Below are 20,976 nucleotides of genomic sequence, written 5' to 3' on the forward strand. Positions count from 1 at the left end.
ACTGAAACTGGAGCTATGCTTTAAAAATATTGGCTGAGGAGGAAGTCATTAAAAATGAGTAACTTATACGTAACTGATAATGCTTCCGCTGCTTATGAAGAGGATTTTCATGAGTGGACTCAGCAACAGTCAAGGTTTCTCAAAGAAGAGGAGTGGGGCTGTCTAGATATTCCAAATCTGGTTGAGGAGCTTGAGTCGTTGGGGAGGCAAGAACAGCGGGAATTGGACAACCACTTAGGAGTTCTACTAGCTCATCTACTTAAGTGGGAATTTCAACCTGATCAGCAATCAAAGAGCTGGCGTGCCACAATTCGAGAGCAACGACGTAGAATTCAGCGGCTGCTCAAGAGAAGCCCCAGCCTTCAGCCCTATCTACCTCAAGTATTGGAAGAGGCATATCAGGACGGACTGGACTTAGCTATTAGAGAAACCTCCTTAGACGAGGAAGATTTTCCTTCTGAATGTCCCTATAGCTTGGAGCAAGTATTAAGCTCTGGATTTCTTCCAAGGAAAGGGGTTGACTATTGAAGATAGTCATAGCCAAGTAGACTGTTGCTTTAGTTCATCATAGATGACCTTCCTGTAAGCGAAGCTTCCGGAGCATTAGCTCTTGTCACGCCAATCATGCTGTCACGGGTGACTAGCGCAGCGAGTGCTTCCTCATCCATCCCCTCGGTTGATGCTGGACGCTGGGGTAAAACAAGATAACGCATCGTCGCCGTACTGTCATGTACGCGAACTTCGACAGATTCAGGAATATGAGTCCCAAATTCAGCAAGGACTGCACGCGGTTCTCGTACAGCACGAGAACGGTAGGCTTTACTTTTGTACCAATCCGGCGGCAATCCTAAAATCATGCGGGGATAGCAGGAACAAAGGGTACAAACGACAAGGTTATGGACTTGTGCCGTGTTCTCGACTACGACTAGCTTTGTTACTCCTACTTCTATACCCAGTTCCGTAGCGGCTGCACTCCCGTCCTGAAGCAGTCGGCTTTTGTAGCCTGAGTCAGTCCAAGCACGGGCAACAATTTTAGCTCCAAGAGCGGGGCTACGCGCATCCATTGCCTCGACACTTCGACGCACTTCGTCAGGAGTAATCAGCCCTTTCTTGATGAGCAACTCGCGCACAGCAATTTCTAGCTTCTGGTAGTAAGTTAGCGGTGCATCATCGTCGGGTAGCACTTCATGCTCAGAGTGGTTGTGCATCGTTCTAGATTTAGGCTGACTCTAGCCAGTGTTCGGAAATCTCAATTACAAGTGTGTCATTCTTAGAGCCTGTGTAGTCAGTCCAGATATCACTCTGCTGAAACCGTACTCGATAGAGCAACTGTTTGGGGAGTCCATCACGTCCGTAAGCAAGTTCTTCTGGATTGGCAAACTCTCCACAAATCCCTTCAACAACCCCTGTCTTGCCGCGAATGTAGAACGGTGTGCGAACATGACCAGGGGGATAAGCAACACGAACTGAAACGCGATCGCCTACAGAAAAACTTGTACTCATCGTATAACTATTGCTCACGCTCCTCAATCTCTGCTAACTTGCGTCCTAGTTCATCTACGGTAAGAACGCCTTTCTCTAAGAGAACTTGGGTTAGCGAAGCAATCCAGCGCTCATAGTAACTCAGCTTTTCGTAAGCCTCAGCACCAAGAGACTCAATTCCACGCCGCAGTTCATCATCGCCAATTAATGGGGGATTCTTGTTTGATAGGAGTACGACAAGAGCATCAACACGCTTTTCCCATAGTTCATAGTTGTGTTCAGTGCGTTCTATTGCTCCAGTCAGTAAACCCCCAACATCGTGATACCCTCTCATGACTCAACTTGCTCACTTCTTGCTTGAAAATTAGCTTTCGAGACTGGCTACTTGTCCAGATTTATCAATTGTCCAATTATCAGGTCATTGTGGAAGTGAAATCAATTGGTTGAAATGCGAATTACTGTGGTGTTCCTGACTCAGTTTCCTGAACTTGCGTCATGTTCAGCTACGCAAGTAGAAAACAAAGTTTTCAAATCTTCCGACCAGGTTTCTGGCTCTTGATCGCTCATTTCTTCAAGCTTGGCAAGAGTTTCTGGATTATTATCAGCGAGGGTGATTGTTCCATCTGTCAAACAACGACACAATCCCTCTACCACCTCGGCAGGAACACCGCTATTCTCAGCATTTGTTGCACACTCATTCATTAACCTAGCAAATGTTGCCTCATCAATTCCTTCTGCCATTGCAAGTTTTGGCATCAGAGTTGCTAGGGACAGCGAACAGACACCCAAAGAAACTGCAATAAATTTAGTTAATGCTTTCATCGAATCCTCCAACAAGCAAGATAAGTGAGTTTGATTTGTCTATCAAACTGCTAAAACTCTTTCATGTCAGCAGGGAAAAGGTAAGGAAGAACTTAAAATTGAAGTAGTTTTTTCTAACGACTGCTACCAGAATGCTTATCCGGAGCTTATGTAAGAGCTTCTTAAGTAAACGCTAGCTCAATAGCTACAAATCTTATCCAGCTTAGACTTAATAAAATTTCATTATTTTTTTAACTCCCTTGTTCTCCTTATTTTTGAGGGATGACTAACTACCTTTTCCTTACCTTTTCCCTGCTGACGAAATAAATTTTTAGTAATTCAATGGAAAACCAAGTACGGAAACTTAGGTTTAGCAAACTAGCTTGCCCTATGTTTCATCCCATAAAATTTTACCTTTGAGTTTGGAGGATTCAGCATGATTCGTGGTATTGCCTCAACCCTTTTTGCCATGTCTATCCCAGCTATTGTTCTGACTGTTAACCCAACTATCAATCAAGCCGCTCAGTCGGGTGAGGGTGTAGTAGTTGGCGTTACTCCAGGTGATTCATTTACTGTCAGTAATGGTGCTGTTGTTCAAGGAGGTACGGGAGCTTTCACACCAACCGCAGACGACACAGAGGTAGGAATTGTAGCAGGGGCAACATACAGTGCTGTCACAGTAACCCAAGGCAATTCACAAGCTGTTATTCAATACAGTGTTGATGACCCTAACTTACAAGATAAATTGTCTGGAATTAATACAGTTGTGGCAGGTATTGGTAGCGGCACAACTATTAAAAGGGGCGACGAGGTTGTCGTAAGCACTCAACCAGCCGAAGGTGGTGGTATTGATATCACCTTTGACGTTTACAGAAGTAATAGCCCAGTAGCTACTTTCTCATTTGTCCATAAATAGCAGCAAGAAGAGTTAATTCAAACTCTAGCTATTTTGAAGTTATAGAGGTTTTAATGAAAATCAAAAAGCAGATTTTAAGGTTTTTCTCAATTTCCTTATGCTCGTTTTTAGGAGTTTTATTATGCTTTGCTTTGTCTTCTAAAACGTTTGCACAACCAGTTGAACCTGGTTCTTATTACAGGTTAAGTAATTTGTTGTTACAGGACGGACGTACTCTGGATATTGACAGCACTACTAATGAGCTGGTGATGGGAATCAAGACAGATAAGCCCAGCCAATATTGGAAATTTAGCCCAAGTGGAGGAGGTTATTACCGCATCACCAATGTTTCTTTAGGTGATGAGCAAGCTCTCGATACCCAACCCGACGACAATAGCGATGGTGTATCCGAGCTTCAAATGGGACGAAAGGGAGATGCAAGTGGTCAATTTTGGCAACTCGTTCCAGTTTCTGGTGGCTATGTCCGGCTCACAAATCAATACCTAGATAAGAGTTCGCTAACTACCCTTGATGATGCTCCTGCGAATGCGTCTGTTGGACCTCCTTTCAATTCTCCCTATATGGCAATCACACAAAGGGCTTCATCTGCTCAAACGTGGAAGCTAACGAAGGTAACTCCGTCCACCTCGACAATAACTACCCCAGCAACGGCAACAACTACCCCAGCAACGGCAACAACTACCCCAGCAACGACAACAACGACTCCAGCAACGACAACAACTACCCCAGCAACGGCAACAACTACCCCAGCAACGGCAACAACGACTCCAGCAACGACAACAACTACCCCAGCAACGACAACAACTACCCCAGCAACGACAACAACTACCCCAGCAACGGCAACAACGACTCCAGCAACGACAACAACTACCCCAGCAACGGCAACAAGTAGTACTTCCGCCACAACTAGCACTTCCCGTACCACGACTACAGCGACAGCAACAACTACCTTGCAACCCGAATTTACTAACTTATTTGATGGGGATTATTTTGACCCCAACAGCTTCAAGTTAGAGGGTGAAACTCGACCAAACGCCAGCGTTTCTATTCAGATAACTTACATCCCTCAAGCAAGTTCAAGTGGGGGACAAACAAGTTCAAGTGGGAGAAGGGATTCTTTAACTCAGCGTGTAGGTGATGCTGTGTCAACTCTACTTGGGGGATCGAGACCGTCCTCATCTTCCTCATCCTCCACTCAGCAAGAAACTCAGGCATACGCAACTACCGTGAAAGCTGATGCTTCAGGGCGCTTTCAGATAGTAATCCCAGCAAGTATCAGGCAAAAGCCAGGTACGAAGTTTACAATTCGTGCGACTGCCATTGAAGCGAGAAGTAACAGAAGTAATCCAACAGTGATTACTGTTGTTCAGCAGTAGTAAACGTTTGTTTACGTCTCCCTTCTGATTCTTATATGGCTTTGATAAAGAGGGGAGATTATTCTCACAACTACAGGACTTACCCAGAACCTCTCTCGTAGTAGGGTGAGCAGTGCCCACCCTACTACTACGAATAGTGTTTAAACGAGTAATTTGCGTAAGTTCTAAACTAGATGCGATCGCCCTTATCAAGAAGACATTAGTATTTCTTACTACATACTCAATCAACTCCAAACAAAGCTACAGGTTCTAGAGAATTTATAAAAAAGAAGTCACTTGACAGAACTACGATTAGAGTCCTGGCTGTGAGGTTTTTATAAGCGCTTGGGTTTCCTGTATCTCTGGAATCATACCCAAGCTTTCAAATTCTTCCCTCGCTTCGGTTGCCCAACAAGACGCTTCATTGAAATAATTACGTTTTTGTTCTAGTTGTCCCAGCGAGCGCTTAATATATGCCGCACTATAGCGATCGCCCTGCGCTTCGGCTACCTGTAACCCTTCGGTTAAAAGCTGTTGCGCTTTGTCTAGCTCTCCTCGCTGAATCGCAATATGGGCTAAAAAGTCCTTTGCCAGAAACAGTGCCCGTTGCCAGCCAATTGCCTGTGCTTGGGTAGCAATTTGTTCAAACAACGCTTGAGAGTGATCGTATTTTCCTGTTTTGTAGTAAACCTCGCCTTGATAGTAGTGGATTAACACTGCCTGCCGTGCCGTTTCAAAAGGAGCTAGCCGAGCCTCATCCAGCAAAGAAAGCGCCTGATGAAGCCATTGCGCGGCTAGAGCAAACTGCTGCTGTTGCAGATGCCATGCGGCAATATGCGTTGCTAACTCAACTTGCCAGCAGACTGTCTGATAGTGCCGCAGTTCCCACGTTTGGGTAAACAAGATACTGGCAGCAATCAAGTGTTCGGGTTGCTCCAGTAACGTTAGCTTCCAGGCTCGATCGCCCATCAGTTCCGCCACCGTTGCCCAGTCTTTGCGGGTTTGAGCCGCTTGAATCATCCAACTCAGCCAATCCAACGCGGTGTCCCAGTAACTCAACCGAGATTGACAGTAGCCTTGGGAGTAGGTGTAGCATTTCACGTCTCGCCAGAGTTGACACACTTCAGAATAGCGATCGTGGGCAATGCACCACTCGATCACGTTCGTAATATTCTCCCACTCTTGCTCCAACGGTGTATAGTTCTGCCACTCCTTCCAGTCTTTGCCTCCATGTTCTCGCGCCAGCTTGAGATACCACTGCACCCAGCGATTGCGGATACTCTGCTCACACTCTGGATGGGCTGCCAGTTCCACTAGAACAAAGCGGCGTGTCAGTTGCGGCATGGTGTAACGTCCGTGCTGCAACTGAATCAGTGAGAGTTGCAGCAATCGGATAAACCCTGCTGTTGCGAGGCTTGGAGCTGTCACAGCCGAGATCGTACAGATGGCTTCTCGTGTCGGCGGCGTAGAAAACAGCGCCAGAGCGATTAACAACGATTGGGCAGGGGTTCCTTGCAGCGATTTAATCGCTCTCTCAAAATAAAATCGGGAAAAGTCGCCATCAGGCTGTTGCAACCTCAAAGGCACCTCTTCCAATCCATAACCCATCGCTAACTGACTAATGGCATAGACGATCGCGGCAGGGATGCCTCCAGTGGTTTGGGAAAGTATTTGGGATTCTCCCAAGTTGAGATGCATTCCCTTTTCTCGTGCCTGATGCTGAATTAGATGTAGTGCTTCAGTTGAGGGTAATGCATTTAGCCGAATCGTTGGAAGCGGAGTGCATTCTCGACTGGTGATGACTACCTTTACCGTTGCAGGCAGTTCATAGAGAAAACTGAGGACATCCTGCCGTTCTTCCAACTCATCTAGGTTATCGACAATCAGCAACATTCGCTGATGCTCCAAACACCTAAAAATCTGATCGCCTGCTTCCGCAAAACTTGCAGAAGGCTTATCGGCACAGTGGAGTGTGCGGGCAATAGTTCGCAAAATCTCTCGCAGGGTGCATTCTTGCCGAAACCGAGGCAAAATGCCGAAATCTGTGAAGTGCTGAGTTTTTGCAGAGGTGAATGCGATCGCCTCAAATGTTGGCAAGTCTGGACGGGAGCGAATGACTTCCGTCACGCTTGCGCTATCACCCTGTTGAGCCGCTTGGCTTGCCTGTAAACATTGATGAGCAACCTCCAAGAGTAAGGTTGTCTTGCCCACGCCACCCATCCCTTGAATAACCATTCGAGGCGTCGGATGTTCAAAAGATAGCCATTCAAGCAGTTGTTGAACTTCTGCTTTCCGCCCTACTAACCTTGTGCAATCAAGCGGTGGAAGATTGTGGTGGAGCTTGACTGGATTCAGGCAACTGCCTTCGGAACACTGAGACAGAGAAAGATTTAGTGCAGTTATCGGTTCTTGGCTTCGGGTTTCCTGCTTACTAGCTTTGGGTGCGATCTGCTGAACTGATGCTTCCGCCTCTGCTTTCTTGCTAGTATATTTTTCCTGATAAGCCCAACGCCGCAGCACAGCTCGACAGTTCGTTTTTGTAACTTCCTCTCCCAACGCCTTTGAGAGCCGTCTCCACAATTGAGGTCCAATATCGTTCTTTAAATACTCAAGCGTGTAGTCATTCTGGGAGGCAATTTCAGAATACGTTTGCCCCAACCAGGAACCTTGTAAAACAACAACTTCGATATTGGAAAGGTGTTTGCCGACGACGTTATAAACAGTTGTATCAACAAATTGAAAAATTGTCTCAAAAGGGGGGACCTGAACTCGACTGATGTCCATTTTTTAGTTTGCTGTTTCTGCTGCCAAATCCAATTAGAAGAGTGAGCTGGATGAGGAGCTGAGCGGACACCTCGTTAATTTCCTCCGCTTTGAAGCACCTATTGTTTCTTTTTTAATTCTGGAAGTTAAGTACAGGTGAGTATAGGATACTGGTTAATCCTCATCTCAAGCACGTTTGAATCTCTTGTTAAAAAGATTTTACTCCTTTGGGGGGAAGACAAAAATATTTTTATTATTTGTTAATTATTCAGCCTTGAAGAGCATTCACAGGTCATACGCATAGTTATTCGACTTCAAAACAAAGTCTTACTCTGTTTTCTTAGACAACCTACTGGTTTGGGGTTCAATGAAGAAGCAAGCAAATTAATCATAGGGAGACAATCGGCATGGAGACAAACAAGGACATCTCAATCGAACACCAGAATGTACCTATTGAGCATCGGGGATTGCATGATTTTTTGTACAGTTCCCCAGATGAACACGATACTACTGACGTAACTGATAAACAGGAACTTGAAAGTAATAGCAATCAAGTCTTATCGTTTGAGGCTTGGTGCGCCCTTTCGCAAAATGCAAAGGTTGCTGGCGTATATGCGGTGCTGAACGATAAGCAACAAACACAGTACATCGGCTACTCGCGCAATGTCCTGCTTTCTCTCAACAGCCATCTCGCCCAAAACGGGACGGAAGCCTGTGCATTCGTGCAAGTGCAGACGTTCAAGTTCCCGAAGCGCCAAGAAATGGAAGACTTGCGTGAAGCGTGGCTTTCCGAACTGGACTACATTCCTCCAGGAAACAGTGAGGAGAGTGCGAATTGGGCAAGTACAGTCGGTGAAGCTGCAAAGGCAACGATGTCAGCAAGTGAGCGTAATGCTTATGAGGAGAAGAAGCTTAAATTGCGTAAAGCGATGGCTGACACTGCACTGGTTAAGGAACTAGAGGCAAAGGATAGGAGTACTACCGAAACTCGTCATCAGATTGAAGCCGCAGTGGAGAATGACGATTGGAGTACTGTTATAGACGGGCAGACGCAGGAAACCAAACCTGAAAACTGAGGTTGCGATCGCTTTTCCTTCAGTAACTAGTTTCCATTGGGCATTCAATCATAATAATGCCAGAGTGCCCCAGCGTTAATTGGATGAAGAGCAGACAGCAAAAGTCTCTTAGTGTAAACAATGCTGTGATTGGAGAAATGTGAGAGCGTGAACTTAAGTTAACGAAAGACTACAAAATATATCTTTCCTAAAATCATGTGTTGTTTTGCTTGCTTTCACGGTCAGCCCCTTGAGATTTGAATTACTATTTCGTCTACTATGTCCCTGTCACGAAAGGATGTTGTAGATGATAGAAGCAGAGCGATACTACAGAATCCTTGAGTTGGAGCCGGGAGCTTCACCGGAGGAAGTTCACCAAGGCTACCTCGATTTGACTTGGGTATGGCATCCTGACCGCTTTACAGGTCATCCCCGGTTACAACAGAAAGCTCAGAGTAAGCTTCAAGAACTGAATGAAGCTCATGAACGGTTGCGCTCTTTCCGATCAATTCCTCGAACAAGAGATTTACGCACTCAGACCAAATCCCAAACCTCCGCAGCTTCATACGACCAATCCTCTACAGAAGGCTTACATCAATCCAACGTGCATCGAGCTTGGGTAGCAGAAGATCAACAAACAACCCAAGAATGTCGGCGTCCGGTTAGTTTCAAAAGCCGCGATGTCAATGAGTGGTTAGATTAATCAGGAGGTTGAGGAAAGTGCTTTCACTGATGGTTGGGTGATATATGTCTACGCTTGGGCAATTTCGGTTTTGCCCTTGCCCCAAAGTGTCATTAATTTCTAATGCTTATAGATGATGCCTTCTGGCTAACAATAGTGCTTGTCACCTGAGTTATGTCAGGAGGCATTTAAGGTATGACCATCGTACTCCGTGCCAGAACCTAGAGAATGTCATCAATCAACGAATCATTGTGTTGCGATCGCCTTTTGGTATCCTTAGGGCTGTGATAAACCTTACAGAATGCTTTGCCAAGGCTTTCTCCTTAAATTCCTGTTTTACCAGCAATAGAGAATTAAGGGCGATAGGCTACGTTTCAGGCTGCCTGTCGATATACTAGCCCTATGATTGACCATGATCGCCTATTCAAAGAACTCCTCTCCAACTTCTTCCCTGATTTTATTGCTCTGTTCTTCCCCGATTTCATCGCTTACCTAGAGCCTAATTCCTTGGCTTTCTTACCCCAGGAAGTCTTCACAGATGTCACTTCTGGAGAGCGGAAAATTGCTGACTTAGTTGTGCAAGCAGAATTTAGGAGTGAGCCGTCCCTGTTCATCATTCATCTAGAACACCAATCCTCATCCGAAGCCGATTTTAATAAGCGAATGTTCCGCTACTTCGCTCGACTGCACGAAAAATACGACTTACCAGTGTATCCGATTGTTCTATTTTCCTTTGATACTCCTCAACGTCCAGAACCAGACTCTTATCAAGTCCAGTTTCCTGGTTGGATGGTGCTGGAATTCAACTACCGCGTAATCCAGTTGAATCGGCTTCAGTGGCAGGATTTTGTGAATCAGCAAAATCCCGTAGCAAGTGCCTTGATGTCCAAAATGAGGATAGATGCTCAAGAACGTCCTACAGTTAAGTTGGTATCGCTGCAATTGTTGGCTAATTTGGGACTGAATCCAGCACAAGTGCAGCTAATCTCTGGATTTATTGATACTTACCTCAAGTTGAATGCCGAGGAGGAAGCAATGTTTCAGGCAGAGCTTGCTAGGATTGAACCAGCTAGAGCAGAGGGAATTATGGAAATTGTCACTAGCTGGATGGAACAAGGTATTCAACAGGGACTGCAACAGGGACTACAACAGGGACTGCAACAGGGACTGCAACAAGGAAGGCAGCAGGGAGAATTAGCACTGGTGATGCGCCAACTCACTCGCCGCCTTGGTATAGTAGCTCCTCAGTTACGAGAGCGTATTGGGATGCTGTCTATTGAGCAGTTAGAGAATTTGGGTGAAGCGCTGTTAGACTTTACCAATATTGCTGATTTAGAAGCTTGGTTAGGTGGGCAGTAAGCGATCGCTTCTCCCTTGGTGAACTCATGGGTTGTGCTTCTAGTTTGCTCAAGAATCTCTGGTCAAAACTCAAAGGGATTTTTCGTTAAGGTAATCTATGAGTGAATTACAGACAAAAGTGGCTAGTGATACCTGGATTGTAGCTAGCTGGGATGAGTATATTCAGGTAATTGAAGACCCTACTTATGGAAAAGCTAAGGGCTACTACAACAAAGGGCAACTAAGAATTGAAATGCCACCAGTCAGAGTTGACCACGCTGATAATAACGGAATTGTTGTTATATTAGTCAACCTCTTTGGAATTGCAAAAGGTATAGCACTCAAGCTATTTGTCAACTGTAGCTACCGGAAACAAGGTCTGCGAGAAGCTCAACCAGATGCGTCTTATTACATTGGAGAGCGAGTTCAATCAGCCCCAACAGGTAGTTCTGTAGTTAATCTAGATAACAACCAAGCCCCAGATTTAGTGATAGAAATTGCTGACACTTCTTTATCTGATGACTTAGGTGAAAAACGAATACTGTATGAAGATTTAGGTGTTAGAGAATACTGGGTAGTAGATGTAAAAAAAACACGAATTACTGCCTTTAAGATGATTGCTAATGGTGGTAGTCAACGGATTAGAGAATCAGAGATGTTGCCAGGATTAGCTATTTCCTTGCTAGAGGAAGCTTTACGGCGTAGTCGTGAAATGGATAACACTGAAGTCGGTACTTGGTTTTTGGCTCAGGTACAAACATCAGGGTAATGATAATTAAAGGACACCTTTTGCCCTTTGCCAGCTTGAGAGAAGTCTTAAAGTTGAATCAGCTTCAGCTAATTTGAGTCTTTACCTAAATGCGATCGCCTTCACCACCAAAGATAAAAAGCGATCGCAAGTGTTAATCAGGGGACTTCAAAGGTTTTTGAGCCGTATCTGTTGCCAAGCAATAGTGAAAGGGTGTTGACTTAAGCAATTGTCACTTCCGGTGACAAGTAGACATCCTGAATCGCGTGAAATAGCTTAACGCCCTCCTCAAAAGGTCGCTGGAAGGTCTTGCGTCCAGAAATTAGACCAGAACCACCAGCACGTTTATTAATCACAGCGGTGCGAATTGCTTCGGCAAAGTCACTTTTTCCTGATGCCCCACCGGAGTTAATTAAACCAGCACGACCAGCGTAGCAGTTGAGAACCTGATAGCGCGTTAAGTCAATGGGGTGGTCAGTACTGAGTTCAGAATAAACTAGGTCATTGGTTTTGCCGTACACCTTTGCACCAAGCGTTTTCCCAACCGCACCGTAGCCATTGTTACATTCGGGCAACTTCTGCTTGATGATATCAGCTTCAATGGTGACACCCAGATGGTTTGCCTGACCCGTGAGGTCAGCCGCAAGGTGATAATCCTTCTCATCTTGCTTAAATGCACTATTACGGAGATAGCACCAGAGAATGGTTGCCATACCGAGTTCGTGGGCGCGGGCAAAGGCGCGGCTGACTTCCTGAATCTGGCGAGTAGATTGTTCAGAACCAAAGTAAATCGTTGCCCCCACAGCAACAGCTCCTAAATTCCAAGCTTGCTCAACGCTAGCAAACATTATCTGGTCATATTGATTGGGGTAGGTGAGCAGTTCATTATGGTTGATTTTCATAATGAACGGAATGCGGTGGGCATACTTGCGAGAAACCATGCCCAGAACACCCAAGGTAGTAGCAACTGCATTACAGCCACCTTCAAGGGCAAGTTTAATGATGTTTTCTGGGTCGAAGTAACTAGGATTCGGCGCAAAGGAGGCACCAGCCGAGTGTTCTATCCCTTGGTCTACTGGGAGGATGGAGAGATAACCAGTATTGGCAAGACGTCCACTTGAGTAAAGCTGCTGGAGACTGCGTAAAACTTGCGGGTTGCGATCGCTATTGCTAAAAATACGCTCTACCGAGTCAGATCCAGGTAGATGTAACAGTTGTTTGGAAACCTTAGGCTGGTAAGTGAGTAGGTCTTCAGCTTCTCCACCTAACCAGGCTTCAATCGATTCAGGTGCGGATAATGTAGCAGTCATACTACTTGTCCTTAGGACTTCCATAAAAAGTATCTATTTTCCAATTGTGACAGCAGCTACTGTGAGAGGCGTCTCTACAGCGACAGAGTAGTTACTCGAACTACTAAAAAGCTAAAGGAAAGAGCCTGTAACAGCGTCAGGTCAGGCTCAGAGCTGATTGTAAAGAAAAACTAAAAACTAGTGATTTAGGCAAAGTTTTGCTGAACGCGGTTTTCTATTGTGTTGTTCGCTACATTGCAAATCACTCTGTCTCAACTAGTAAGTTCCAATGTGCCATTTGCGATCGCCCCTAATGCCCCCTGTTCAAGCATTGTGATTTCTAGAATCCGACCCTAATGGGATATAAGCCGCTTATACACAAAGATTTAGCTCTTTGTGATGAGGGCAGTTTCACCTGAAAGTATTTCTAATTTTTATAAGGGAACGCTTTAGAAGAATACCAAGATGATTAGACTGCTCGTTAATTTTTTAGAAGCTCTTTTGAATACCTTTTATCGCGATCGCACGTATCCACGATTTTTCGTACTGGAGACGGTTGCTCGTGTCCCTTATTTTGCCTATACCTCAGTCCTTCACCTTTATGAAACTATGGGTTGGTGGCGTAAAGCAGATTGGATAAAAATTCACTTTGCCGAAACCTGGAACGAATTACATCACCTGCTAATTGCCGAAGCACTTGGTGGCGATCAATACTGGATTGACCGTTTTGTTGCTCGCACAGGAGCTTTTGTTTACTACTGGATTATCGTCTTGGTGTATATGGCTAGTCCCCGATCTGCATATCACTTCATGCAGTTGATTGAAGAACACGCCTACCACACCTATGACAGCTTTCTGCAAGAACAAGGAGAGTTTCTCAAAACTCAACCCGCGCCGGAAGTCGCAATTAGTTACTACCGTGATGGCGACCTCTATTTGTTTGATGAATTTCAAACATCTCATCCAGGAGAAGAACGCCGTCCTACGATCGAGAATCTCTACGATGTGTTCGTTGCTATCAGAGATGACGAATTAGAACACGTCAAAACAATGATTGCTTGCCAGAAACCCAACGCCCAAGAAACCTTTCAGAGTCCCCACAACGCCAAAAGACCAGCTATGCTGGAACCCACGAAGGGTTCCATTGAATCGCATTCGGCTGACATAGGACAAGGGGCAGTAGAGAGAGAGCCAGTAGAAATGTCCTAAAACATTAGTTAAGTAGTAAGTTCAGTTAATCACTTCGCCTTGGTTTTAACTGCAACTTGATGTGATTGTTCGCGTTTTTTGCGCTTGAGTGCCGAACCTGCACCTAAAGCACCAATAGCCAATAAACCGATAGCCGAAGCGGGTTCAGGAACACCCGTAGGATCATCTGCATTCAGTGCTGCCAAGGCAAAATCTCCAACCAACTGATGAGCCGCAGTTGTTGGATGCCTCTCATCCCAGAATAAGTATTGGTTCTGTACATCTGGGTTGATGACACAGGATTGTACGAATAAACAAGGAGTAGTTACATTTGTAAAGCCGAACTCCTGCGGTGTTGCAAAAACTTGCTCAACACTCTCGTTAACATCAAACAAGATGAGGTTGATACTAGAATCGAAGCTCTGGCTTAAATCTTCGAGAGCCGCGTTGTGGGATTCGGTCAAAGTAGTGAGACGCTCAGAATCGGGTGTATTAAGCGAAATTGGTAGCCTTCCCAAATCAGGCAAGTTAACCACCATGATATTTTTTGCACCAACATTGGCGAGGGATGTCACCGCTTGCGATAAGTTGGCGATTGTCGTGTCAGGGTCTTGAAAAGGAATAAAAGTCCCATCCGTAGGGCTGTAATCATTGGCACCCGCCCACACTATATAGAGCGCATTCGGGTCAGCGGCTGGTACAGTGTTTGTAAAAAAACTAATCTGCTGCTGTAATCCTGGTAAACCAGGTACTTGCGGGAAAGTCAAAGAAATCGTATTCTCCACTCCTGTAGTTGCACCCCCAAAAGCAAAGTTTATGCCTTCAGTTGGGTCAATGTTGCCAACGAACGGATTGACTTCTAATCCTAGATCTTGTACCAGATAATCTACCCAAACCAGACCATTGGAAAATCGTCCATCAAAGTAAGGTGGGCTTGGAGGAATAGCTCCTCCTGTAGCATTGAATACATTCCCCTGATCGGAAAGACTATCGCCAAAGACATAAAGATTACTAAAACTTGCCGCTGAAGCTCTAAGTGGAAACAGGAAAGATAACAGGAAAAACCCAGTCGCTACAGCTTTTTTGTTCATAGTAAATTGTCCCCTGATAGTCACAGAAACAATCATTCTCTCAGTAAGAACAACTAAATCGACAGAACTAAACTTAAAGATTTTGTAAACCATAGCAGTTCTCAGTTGCACGAAGTACATCAGAAAAACCTAATCCCCCAGCCCCCTTCCCACCTCTGCCATCTCCCCTACAAGGGGAGATGGCAGAGGACGAAGCCTTTTATTTCACGGAAGGGGGAGAAGACTTCTTACTCCCCTCTCCTTGTAGGAGAGGGGTTGGGGGAAAGGTCAAACTATACTGCACTGATGTGAGAACCGCTATGTGTTCAAGCTTTTTCTCCTAAAGCTACAAAGACTGTAATCTGTAAGACAACTACTGTTCACCAGAACTTGATGGTGATGGCGTTGGTGTCTCTGACGGCTGAGCGTCTTCACGCTTGATTTGTTGCGCTTCTTTTGCTGATAGCCCTTCACCTTGGGAGCCAAAGTACCAAAAAACTGACGCGGCTTCAGCACGGGTTACAGGCTTTTTCGGCTGGAATAGTGTTGTATAACCCAGCATCCGGCGGATGTTAGCGGACTCTCCATTCTGAAAATCTGCTAATACAGCGCGTAACGCCTTTGGTTCAACCTTGGCAGCATCTTGGAAACCCCAAGTCTGTTTCACGGCATCAACCGAAGCCGAAGGCAGAGACTGACGGGTATCCAAAGGGACTTTCCACAAAATGAGGTTTTCTCTGGTTAAGGGAGCATCTGGACGAAATAAAACGGCTGTAGCGTCGCCAGTTAAAGGGCTAGGAATTAAGCCAGCTTCTGCTAAAGCTTGAATGCTTTGGAAATCGCGATCGCTTCGTGGAACATCCCGGAAGGCTGGTTGAGTGGTTTCTGATGCCGAACGAATTTGTTGCCCTGGACGATTGGCATAAATCTGATTATTCGCCGCAACAAGCCAACGCGCATACTCACGACGAGTAATCGTTTTATTCGGCTCAAATGTCGTACCACTAGCACCTGCGTTAGTTTTAGAACCAGAGGAATCAACGGTTAAAACTCCTAAAGTCGCCAAATCTTCAATATATTGGCGTAACTCTTTAGGGGCTTTATCAAGGTCAGTGAAATCTTGCGCTTCCCCTGCTGATCGGCTGGGAACGTAAGAAGGGACTTCTGATTGTGACGAATCCTGTCCAGATTGCTCAGAAGCTGCTTCCCCTTGATTACGGATGTACTGAATCTCAAACTCTGTAACGGCGTTGGATGTGCCACTGGTAGATGGTTCTGTTGCTGTAGATGTTTCCCCTGAGTTGTTAGTTGCTGCACTTGATGGAATAGTTACAGTCACTTGTAAACTATTTCGACGGGCGACAAACGTGCCACCTGCTTCATCAGTGGGTTGAGACGTAATCTGCCAGTTATTCGACTCAAATTCTTGTGTGTAAAAGCTCTGAATGGCATTAATCGGGTCAGTGGATGACCAGCTTGTTTGCTCACCTTGAGCATTTGGCACAGTCAACGGCTCAACGTTCTCTAGCGTTGCATTGGGATACAGTGGAATTTCTGAAGGGAAATCCTCTGGCAGTTTTGCTGTCGTTTGACTCGGAGAATTTCCCTGTGGTGAACCATCTAAAGTAGTTGAGTTATTCCTCAACTTCGGGTCTGCCGCAAAGGAACGCTCAAGTGCCTCGCCAGTTGAGCTGTTGGCACAGGAGGTCAACAACCCCAAGAGGCAAGCGGCAAAACTAGCAAGTAGGACTGGGCGTTTATCAAACACGGATGTTTTTGTCAAAGAGTCTCACTTCCTACGCTAGCGCAAATTGAGGAGCGATTATTTGCACCGCGCTTTGCGGCATTACCATGGGCTTAGAAACCTTATTAAGCGTGGTATCTTGGCTGAGAGCCAAAACTGGCAAAGACTTATGAAGTGCTGGTGAGGTGAAGATACTATACCAGCTATTTTCCGTTGAAACTTTTATGGCTTTAGAGAAAAAAAATGCTTCGGCAGCTAGCCAGTCTTCTGGATTAGCAAATTCAACATCAGAAAAAATCACACTAGGTCAAGCAAGCGCTGCGGCGCAAGAGACAGAACAGGTAAATCGTCAGTCAAAATTCTGGCAGCAAACGCGGGAAAATTTACAAATTATTGCGATCGCGCTTGCCTTAGCTCTGTTCATCCGTGCATTTGTCGCAGAACCTCGTTACATCCCCTCGGATTCGATGTTACCGACGTTGGAAGTAGGCGATCGCTTAGTTGTAGAAAAAGTCTCCTACTATTTCCGACCACCCACCACTGGTGAGATTGTTGTCTTTGACCCACCTCAACAACTCCAAATTCAGGGTTATGCCAAAGACCAAGCTTTCATCAAACGAGTAATTGGGACACCCGGACAAACTGTTCAAGTTCAAGACGGCAAGGTTTACATCAATGGTCGTTCATTAAAGGAGGACTACATTGCCGAACCACCTGCCTATCAGATGGAAGCTGTGCAGGTGCCTGAAGACCAACTATTTGTGATGGGAGATAACCGTAATAACAGCAACGACTCTCACGTATGGGGCTTTTTGCCTAAGCAAAACGTGATTGGTCACGCTTGTTACCGCTTCTGGCCTTTCAGTCGTATTGGTCGTGTTTGATAAAAGTGCTGCCGCTTTGAAATCAGAATCGCAAGTAGTACATTAGCTCAGAGATCAACTGAGGGTTTAGAGAAAGGCGCTGTTGGAAATTGGCAAGATTACGATAAGCGCCCAACTCATGGCGATTTTGTACAATCGCTCTGGCAAGAAATAAGTCAACGGCTGGGATTTTCGTGAGTTGTTCTACTGTTGCTGTATTTGGGTTGATTGGCTGAGGTGTTAAAAGACTCTCCGCGTCGTAATAGCAAAAACTCAGAATTGGTTGTAACGGCGTAAGCCGCTGTACGGGTACACTCAGAGCTGCCGCTAAGTCTTCCATACAGCAAAACTGAACACCTGCCTTAGTGAGTTCAAAAAGCGATCGCGCTTGATGAATGGATATCCCTGGTAGTCTCAGCCAATCATCGACACTCGCTTGATTGACATCAATTTTGATGCCTAGTGCTGCGGCTACTGCAATTTCTTCTGCTGATTTCAGCCGATAGTAGGGGTCGCTCTGGAGCCGCGTCCGGATGGCTTGCCAATTTGGATTAAGTCGAGCGGCGGGGGTCAGCCAGTCAAACAGTGCCATTTTCCTCATGCAATACGGTCAAGTAATTGGCGACGCTTTTGCTCAAACTCATATTCTGACATCAAGCCATCCTGGCGTAGGCTATCTAGCTGCCGGAGGGCATCTGCGATCGCTCCCACCTGCGCTGGGTCAACTCCAGGCGATTGAGCCTGTACCGATGCACCAGCGGGGATTACATTTAAATTAAAATTGTGGTCAAACTCATCTTGACCTTGTGCCAAGTACCAAAATCCTTCAATTACACTAGCGACCTTAGGAATCGGTGTCCAGCAAAGTAGCAAATACAACACCCCCCAAAGTGGCTGTCCCAGATAAAACTTGTGGAATCCCGCGATCGGTATCACTGCCCCACTAAAGGCTAAGATTGCCGCGAGTTTGCGATTTTTCGGCTTGCTCAACATATTTGCTCCGACCCGTGATGTAGCTCTGTTTGCAGAAAGAACCAGCGATTCATTTTTCTATGATATTGACTTACGCTGTTTGTCGTAGAAGCGGTAATGACTTTATTTGTTGGTGACCCAGCGAACCTAAGCAGTTTCTCTTGCCTTTGTTGCGTTCGGGAGCATCTCCCCCTCCTGTAGTAATACGGAAAACCGAATTATACGGAAGCTTTACGCTCCACTAAAATGTGACTATGACGACGCAGTAGTACAACCTACTTGGTTGATGAGGAGCAATGGGGTTCTTTGATTCGGAAATCGTACAACAAGAAGCCAAGCAGCTGTTTGAAGATTATCAGTCTCTAATCCAGTTGGGAGGCAGCTATGGCAAGTTTGACCTCGAAGGGAAAAAAATCTTTATCGAGCAGATGGAATCCATGATGGAGCGCTATCGCATTTTTATGAAGCGCTTTGAGTTATCTGACGACTTTATGGCGCAGATGACTGTGGAACAACTTAATACACAGCTTGGTCAATTTGGCATGACACCTCAGCAAATGTTCGACCAGATGAACATGACTCTGAAGCGGATGAAGTCAGAGATAGAAAAGCAACCTTAGCAATTGCACGGACTTTATGTGTGCAGGGTGTTCTTGTGTCTGGACTCAACGAATACCACTTGGTCGATGTACTTTCATTAATTAATTGACTTTTTGCGGCTTACTAAGCCCTTATTTGCATTGTTTCTCTGGAAGTTTCCGTTGAGCCAATACTGTTGTGCAACCCTTCGTAGACAGCCGTGCTACCAGAACTTGCTATTGATAACCTTGTCCAGAAACTAGAAGTTCTACAACCCACTGAATCTTAAGAGATGCAGTGGATATTAATACTTAAAAAGAGACTCTTGTTAAAAATAGTAAACGGAGCAGAAAGAATTTTTTCTAAGATGACTTGTGTAAAAGTTACACACAAAGCTCATAATAATCTGTGACTCTCAACTTTCGTTTGTATCCAATCCAGCACGCCGGAAGCTTTTTGTAGGGGTAAATCGTAGCATCTACCGCAGGATAGGACTAAATAAACCATTGATTTCCTTCACAAATTCTTCACACTGAATTTAGTAAATCTACTAAGTATTAAAAATTATAATATTACACCATTATTGATACTAGCTGACTGAGGGGAGGTTCACTCCCATCTTCCCTGGCTGCCCTAAGTTATCTATACTTTATTTGAGTTTTGAACGGCGTCCCCTTATGGAAACAAGAGGGTATTTTTACGCGCTCGTGCATTTGACTTGCTATGTGAAGCCAGTTAGTTTTAGGAAAAAGCAACGGATGTGAACAGTAAGAGTTTACCTTGTTCCCTTGCATCTTCCTTATAACTGAATGCTGTAATAGCCCATTTGAAGGCACAACCGCTTATAAGCTGTTCTCACCCCAAGGATGGGCAGCTATGTGCTGACTCTACATACTACTAGACCTAACAGGAGTGCATTAGTTCATGCCAAACTACAAATCAGTTGATGATTACACACAAAGGAAAGCTCGTTTAAAAGCCGTTCAAGATGCCCAGGCAAAACTTCCAGAGGTAAAAGCTAGGGTAGAGCGTTTAAGAAAATTGCACTCTGAGCTTTGCAAAAAATGTGGTGATAGCGGTAGTGTCCGACAGCAGCTAGAGGATGCTGAAAATTCTTTAGAAGAACTACAAAAGGTTTTAAAACAGCCAGTCAGTTCATAAAATAACAGCGCACAGCCTAGTATCAGAGCTGTGCGCTTTTTTAACTTCCGAAGCTTGGCAACTTAACACGCAACGAAATCCCGTCTCAAGAAATTCCTTGGTTCAATTTATAAATTTCTGGTAGTCGCCACCAAGGAACATGAGGATACTCGTGATGTTCTTGATGGTAGCCAAAGTGATAACAGGTTATAAATGACCAGAAAACTGGTAATTGATTGCTTTTAGCACGACAAGCGTTCGTGTAGCCTTCTTTGGGTTCTTTGTGAGGCAGGAAGCTACCAAAGTAAAATAGCTGTACTGAACTCAAAATAGAGGGTATTACCCAAAATAATGTAAGATTGGCGTCTGGAATATGTAGGGTGTGTGTAACGAGATTAAAGATTGCCATCAACCCTAAAAGTCTGGTCCAGCTCCAGTACTCCTTTGTGAATTGCCAATACCAGGCGAAAAAGTTTTTGTGCTTGCCATCATGATAATCGGGGTCGAGTTCACTGGCAGGATGGCTATGATGTTGCCAATGCTTTTCTGATAATTTCTTAAACGAAAACAGGGCATAAACCAGAGCAGCTACTGAACCGACTAAGTTATTGATTTTTCGGTTTTTTGGAAAAACTACTCCATGCATGGCATCATGAGTTGTGACAAACAAACCTGTATAGACAAAGGTTTGCCAAAGCATGGCTGATACTATCCAATAAACTGGAAGCTTATCAACATCTAAGGAGACTAAAAAGATTAAGCTAATTGCCCAAATGGCAAGGATTGAAAGAGCAATAAAAAGCCCGTAATTTGTATCTTCACTTCTCGCTATTCGTGTAGATTCTGCTGGCGGTAGAGGTTTGTGGTCAAGTTCGATCATTCGTTTACTGTTTCTTAGCACTGCCGTGAAGATTTGTGAGTATAAACGCAACAAACTGTTACATTAACATCTTCTCGCAAGTGCTGCTGACACAGAATCATTCCTACGAAG

22 protein-coding genes are annotated in these 20,976 nt (G+C 45.1%); 11 read left to right on the top strand and 11 right to left on the bottom strand.

Annotated features, from left to right (window positions below):
• Positions 1-54: 54 nt before the first annotated feature.
• Positions 55-528 carry a DUF29 domain-containing protein gene (locus tag H6F98_RS20845; protein ID WP_192220604.1) on the top strand — a complete coding sequence of 158 codons (474 nt, stop codon included), beginning with the start codon at positions 55-57 and terminating at the stop codon, positions 526-528.
• Positions 529-557: 29 nt separating this feature from the next.
• Here H6F98_RS20845 and nthA read toward each other — a convergent pair whose 3' ends face one another.
• The 4 genes from nthA to H6F98_RS20865 all read right to left on the bottom strand — a co-directional run bounded on the left by nthA (position 558) and on the right by H6F98_RS20865 (position 2,304).
• Positions 558-1,208, bottom strand: coding sequence for a nitrile hydratase subunit alpha (gene nthA / locus H6F98_RS20850; protein ID WP_192220605.1), 651 nt, complete (start codon positions 1,206-1,208; stop codon positions 558-560).
• A 10-nt stretch (positions 1,209-1,218) separates the two neighbouring features.
• Complete coding sequence (locus tag H6F98_RS34180; RefSeq protein ID WP_192220606.1) at positions 1,219-1,503, bottom strand: SH3-like domain-containing protein; 285 nt, start codon at positions 1,501-1,503, stop codon at positions 1,219-1,221.
• 7 nt (positions 1,504-1,510) lie between these two features.
• A complete protein-coding gene (locus tag H6F98_RS34185; protein WP_192220607.1) occupies positions 1,511-1,816 on the bottom strand; it encodes an SH3-like domain-containing protein in 306 nt (101 codons plus the stop codon).
• Positions 1,817-1,956: 140 nt separating this feature from the next.
• A complete protein-coding gene (locus H6F98_RS20865) occupies positions 1,957-2,304 on the bottom strand; it encodes a hypothetical protein (RefSeq protein WP_192220608.1) in 348 nt (115 codons plus the stop codon).
• A gap of 415 nt (positions 2,305-2,719) precedes the next feature.
• Between H6F98_RS20865 and H6F98_RS20870 the strand changes: the two genes are divergently transcribed.
• Entirely contained in the window at positions 2,720-3,199 is a 480-nt protein-coding gene (locus tag H6F98_RS20870) for a hypothetical protein (RefSeq protein WP_192220609.1), read from the top strand.
• Between the two features lie 191 nt (positions 3,200-3,390).
• Entirely contained in the window at positions 3,391-4,575 is a 1,185-nt protein-coding gene (locus H6F98_RS20875; protein WP_192220610.1) for an RICIN domain-containing protein, read from the top strand.
• A 291-nt stretch (positions 4,576-4,866) separates the two neighbouring features.
• On the opposite strand, the gene H6F98_RS20880 is transcribed toward H6F98_RS20875, so the two are convergent.
• On the bottom strand, positions 4,867-7,338 hold the full coding sequence (locus H6F98_RS20880) for an ATP-binding protein (RefSeq protein WP_192220611.1): 2,472 nt from the start codon (positions 7,336-7,338) through the stop codon (positions 4,867-4,869).
• A 386-nt stretch (positions 7,339-7,724) separates the two neighbouring features.
• Here H6F98_RS20880 and H6F98_RS20885 point away from each other — a divergent pair, with 386 nt between their 5' ends.
• The 4 genes from H6F98_RS20885 (at position 7,725) to H6F98_RS20900 (ending at position 11,161) form a co-directional block, all read left to right on the top strand.
• Positions 7,725-8,393 (top strand): GIY-YIG nuclease family protein, encoded by a 669-nt coding sequence (locus tag H6F98_RS20885; RefSeq protein WP_192220612.1) that lies wholly within the window; start codon positions 7,725-7,727, stop codon positions 8,391-8,393.
• Positions 8,394-8,679: 286 nt separating this feature from the next.
• Positions 8,680-9,075: a J domain-containing protein gene (locus tag H6F98_RS20890; RefSeq protein WP_192220613.1), complete on the top strand. Its 396-nt coding sequence runs from the start codon at positions 8,680-8,682 to the stop codon at positions 9,073-9,075.
• 381 nt (positions 9,076-9,456) lie between these two features.
• Positions 9,457-10,413 (top strand): DUF4351 domain-containing protein, encoded by a 957-nt coding sequence (locus H6F98_RS20895; protein WP_192220614.1) that lies wholly within the window; start codon positions 9,457-9,459, stop codon positions 10,411-10,413.
• A gap of 97 nt (positions 10,414-10,510) precedes the next feature.
• On the top strand, positions 10,511-11,161 hold the full coding sequence (locus tag H6F98_RS20900; RefSeq protein WP_192220615.1) for a Uma2 family endonuclease: 651 nt from the start codon (positions 10,511-10,513) through the stop codon (positions 11,159-11,161).
• Positions 11,162-11,361: 200 nt separating this feature from the next.
• Here H6F98_RS20900 and H6F98_RS20905 read toward each other — a convergent pair whose 3' ends face one another.
• Positions 11,362-12,450 (bottom strand): class I fructose-bisphosphate aldolase, encoded by a 1,089-nt coding sequence (locus tag H6F98_RS20905; RefSeq protein ID WP_192220616.1) that lies wholly within the window; start codon positions 12,448-12,450, stop codon positions 11,362-11,364.
• 444 nt (positions 12,451-12,894) lie between these two features.
• Here H6F98_RS20905 and H6F98_RS20910 point away from each other — a divergent pair, with 444 nt between their 5' ends.
• Complete coding sequence (locus tag H6F98_RS20910; RefSeq protein ID WP_192220617.1) at positions 12,895-13,638, top strand: alternative oxidase; 744 nt, start codon at positions 12,895-12,897, stop codon at positions 13,636-13,638.
• A 29-nt stretch (positions 13,639-13,667) separates the two neighbouring features.
• On the opposite strand, the gene H6F98_RS20915 is transcribed toward H6F98_RS20910, so the two are convergent.
• Together H6F98_RS20915 and H6F98_RS20920 are read right to left on the bottom strand one after the other, a co-directional pair.
• A complete protein-coding gene (locus tag H6F98_RS20915) occupies positions 13,668-14,708 on the bottom strand; it encodes an SGNH/GDSL hydrolase family protein (protein ID WP_192220618.1) in 1,041 nt (346 codons plus the stop codon).
• A gap of 352 nt (positions 14,709-15,060) precedes the next feature.
• Positions 15,061-16,470: an S-layer homology domain-containing protein gene (locus H6F98_RS20920; RefSeq protein WP_199348717.1), complete on the bottom strand. Its 1,410-nt coding sequence runs from the start codon at positions 16,468-16,470 to the stop codon at positions 15,061-15,063.
• A gap of 185 nt (positions 16,471-16,655) precedes the next feature.
• Here H6F98_RS20920 and lepB point away from each other — a divergent pair, with 185 nt between their 5' ends.
• Complete coding sequence (gene lepB / locus H6F98_RS20925) at positions 16,656-17,315, top strand: signal peptidase I (RefSeq protein WP_192220619.1); 660 nt, start codon at positions 16,656-16,658, stop codon at positions 17,313-17,315.
• Between the two features lie 22 nt (positions 17,316-17,337).
• Here lepB and H6F98_RS20930 read toward each other — a convergent pair whose 3' ends face one another.
• Both H6F98_RS20930 and H6F98_RS20935 read right to left on the bottom strand, forming a co-directional pair.
• Positions 17,338-17,886, bottom strand: coding sequence for a ComEA family DNA-binding protein (locus tag H6F98_RS20930; protein WP_192220620.1), 549 nt, complete (start codon positions 17,884-17,886; stop codon positions 17,338-17,340).
• A 5-nt stretch (positions 17,887-17,891) separates the two neighbouring features.
• Positions 17,892-18,287 carry an NINE protein gene (locus H6F98_RS20935; RefSeq protein ID WP_192220621.1) on the bottom strand — a complete coding sequence of 132 codons (396 nt, stop codon included), beginning with the start codon at positions 18,285-18,287 and terminating at the stop codon, positions 17,892-17,894.
• A gap of 275 nt (positions 18,288-18,562) precedes the next feature.
• Here H6F98_RS20935 and H6F98_RS20940 point away from each other — a divergent pair, with 275 nt between their 5' ends.
• Positions 18,563-18,886: a DUF1825 family protein gene (locus H6F98_RS20940; protein ID WP_192220622.1), complete on the top strand. Its 324-nt coding sequence runs from the start codon at positions 18,563-18,565 to the stop codon at positions 18,884-18,886.
• Positions 18,887-19,769: 883 nt separating this feature from the next.
• Positions 19,770-20,006, top strand: coding sequence for a hypothetical protein (locus tag H6F98_RS20945; RefSeq protein WP_192220623.1), 237 nt, complete (start codon positions 19,770-19,772; stop codon positions 20,004-20,006).
• Between the two features lie 85 nt (positions 20,007-20,091).
• Here H6F98_RS20945 and crtW read toward each other — a convergent pair whose 3' ends face one another.
• Positions 20,092-20,865: a beta-carotene ketolase CrtW gene (gene crtW / locus H6F98_RS20950; RefSeq protein WP_192220624.1), complete on the bottom strand. Its 774-nt coding sequence runs from the start codon at positions 20,863-20,865 to the stop codon at positions 20,092-20,094.
• Between the last annotated feature and the right edge of the window lie 111 nt (positions 20,866-20,976).

The sequence above is a fragment of the Microcoleus sp. FACHB-SPT15 genome (genome assembly GCF_014849525.1).
Taxonomy (GTDB): domain Bacteria; phylum Cyanobacteriota; class Cyanobacteriia; order Cyanobacteriales; family Coleofasciculaceae; genus Symplocastrum; species Symplocastrum torsivum.

Coding starts and splice junctions, on each gene's coding strand:
- H6F98_RS20890 (WP_192220613.1), top strand. CDS start 8,680: ATGATAGAAGCAGAGCGATACTACAGAATCCTTGAGTTGGAGCCGGGA.
- crtW (WP_192220624.1), bottom strand. CDS start 20,865: ATGATCGAACTTGACCACAAACCTCTACCGCCAGCAGAATCTACACGA.
- H6F98_RS20900 (WP_192220615.1), top strand. CDS start 10,511: ATGAGTGAATTACAGACAAAAGTGGCTAGTGATACCTGGATTGTAGCT.
- H6F98_RS20885 (WP_192220612.1), top strand. CDS start 7,725: ATGGAGACAAACAAGGACATCTCAATCGAACACCAGAATGTACCTATT.
- H6F98_RS20880 (WP_192220611.1), bottom strand. CDS start 7,338: ATGGACATCAGTCGAGTTCAGGTCCCCCCTTTTGAGACAATTTTTCAA.
- H6F98_RS20865 (WP_192220608.1), bottom strand. CDS start 2,304: ATGAAAGCATTAACTAAATTTATTGCAGTTTCTTTGGGTGTCTGTTCG.
- lepB (WP_192220619.1), top strand. CDS start 16,656: ATGGCTTTAGAGAAAAAAAATGCTTCGGCAGCTAGCCAGTCTTCTGGA.
- H6F98_RS34185 (WP_192220607.1), bottom strand. CDS start 1,816: ATGAGAGGGTATCACGATGTTGGGGGTTTACTGACTGGAGCAATAGAA.
- H6F98_RS20935 (WP_192220621.1), bottom strand. CDS start 18,287: ATGTTGAGCAAGCCGAAAAATCGCAAACTCGCGGCAATCTTAGCCTTT.
- H6F98_RS20945 (WP_192220623.1), top strand. CDS start 19,770: ATGCCAAACTACAAATCAGTTGATGATTACACACAAAGGAAAGCTCGT.
- H6F98_RS20895 (WP_192220614.1), top strand. CDS start 9,457: ATGATTGACCATGATCGCCTATTCAAAGAACTCCTCTCCAACTTCTTC.
- H6F98_RS34180 (WP_192220606.1), bottom strand. CDS start 1,503: ATGAGTACAAGTTTTTCTGTAGGCGATCGCGTTTCAGTTCGTGTTGCT.
- H6F98_RS20845 (WP_192220604.1), top strand. CDS start 55: ATGAGTAACTTATACGTAACTGATAATGCTTCCGCTGCTTATGAAGAG.
- H6F98_RS20930 (WP_192220620.1), bottom strand. CDS start 17,886: ATGGCACTGTTTGACTGGCTGACCCCCGCCGCTCGACTTAATCCAAAT.
- H6F98_RS20915 (WP_192220618.1), bottom strand. CDS start 14,708: ATGAACAAAAAAGCTGTAGCGACTGGGTTTTTCCTGTTATCTTTCCTG.
- H6F98_RS20910 (WP_192220617.1), top strand. CDS start 12,895: ATGATTAGACTGCTCGTTAATTTTTTAGAAGCTCTTTTGAATACCTTT.
- nthA (WP_192220605.1), bottom strand. CDS start 1,208: ATGCACAACCACTCTGAGCATGAAGTGCTACCCGACGATGATGCACCG.
- H6F98_RS20905 (WP_192220616.1), bottom strand. CDS start 12,450: ATGACTGCTACATTATCCGCACCTGAATCGATTGAAGCCTGGTTAGGT.
- H6F98_RS20870 (WP_192220609.1), top strand. CDS start 2,720: ATGATTCGTGGTATTGCCTCAACCCTTTTTGCCATGTCTATCCCAGCT.
- H6F98_RS20940 (WP_192220622.1), top strand. CDS start 18,563: ATGGGGTTCTTTGATTCGGAAATCGTACAACAAGAAGCCAAGCAGCTG.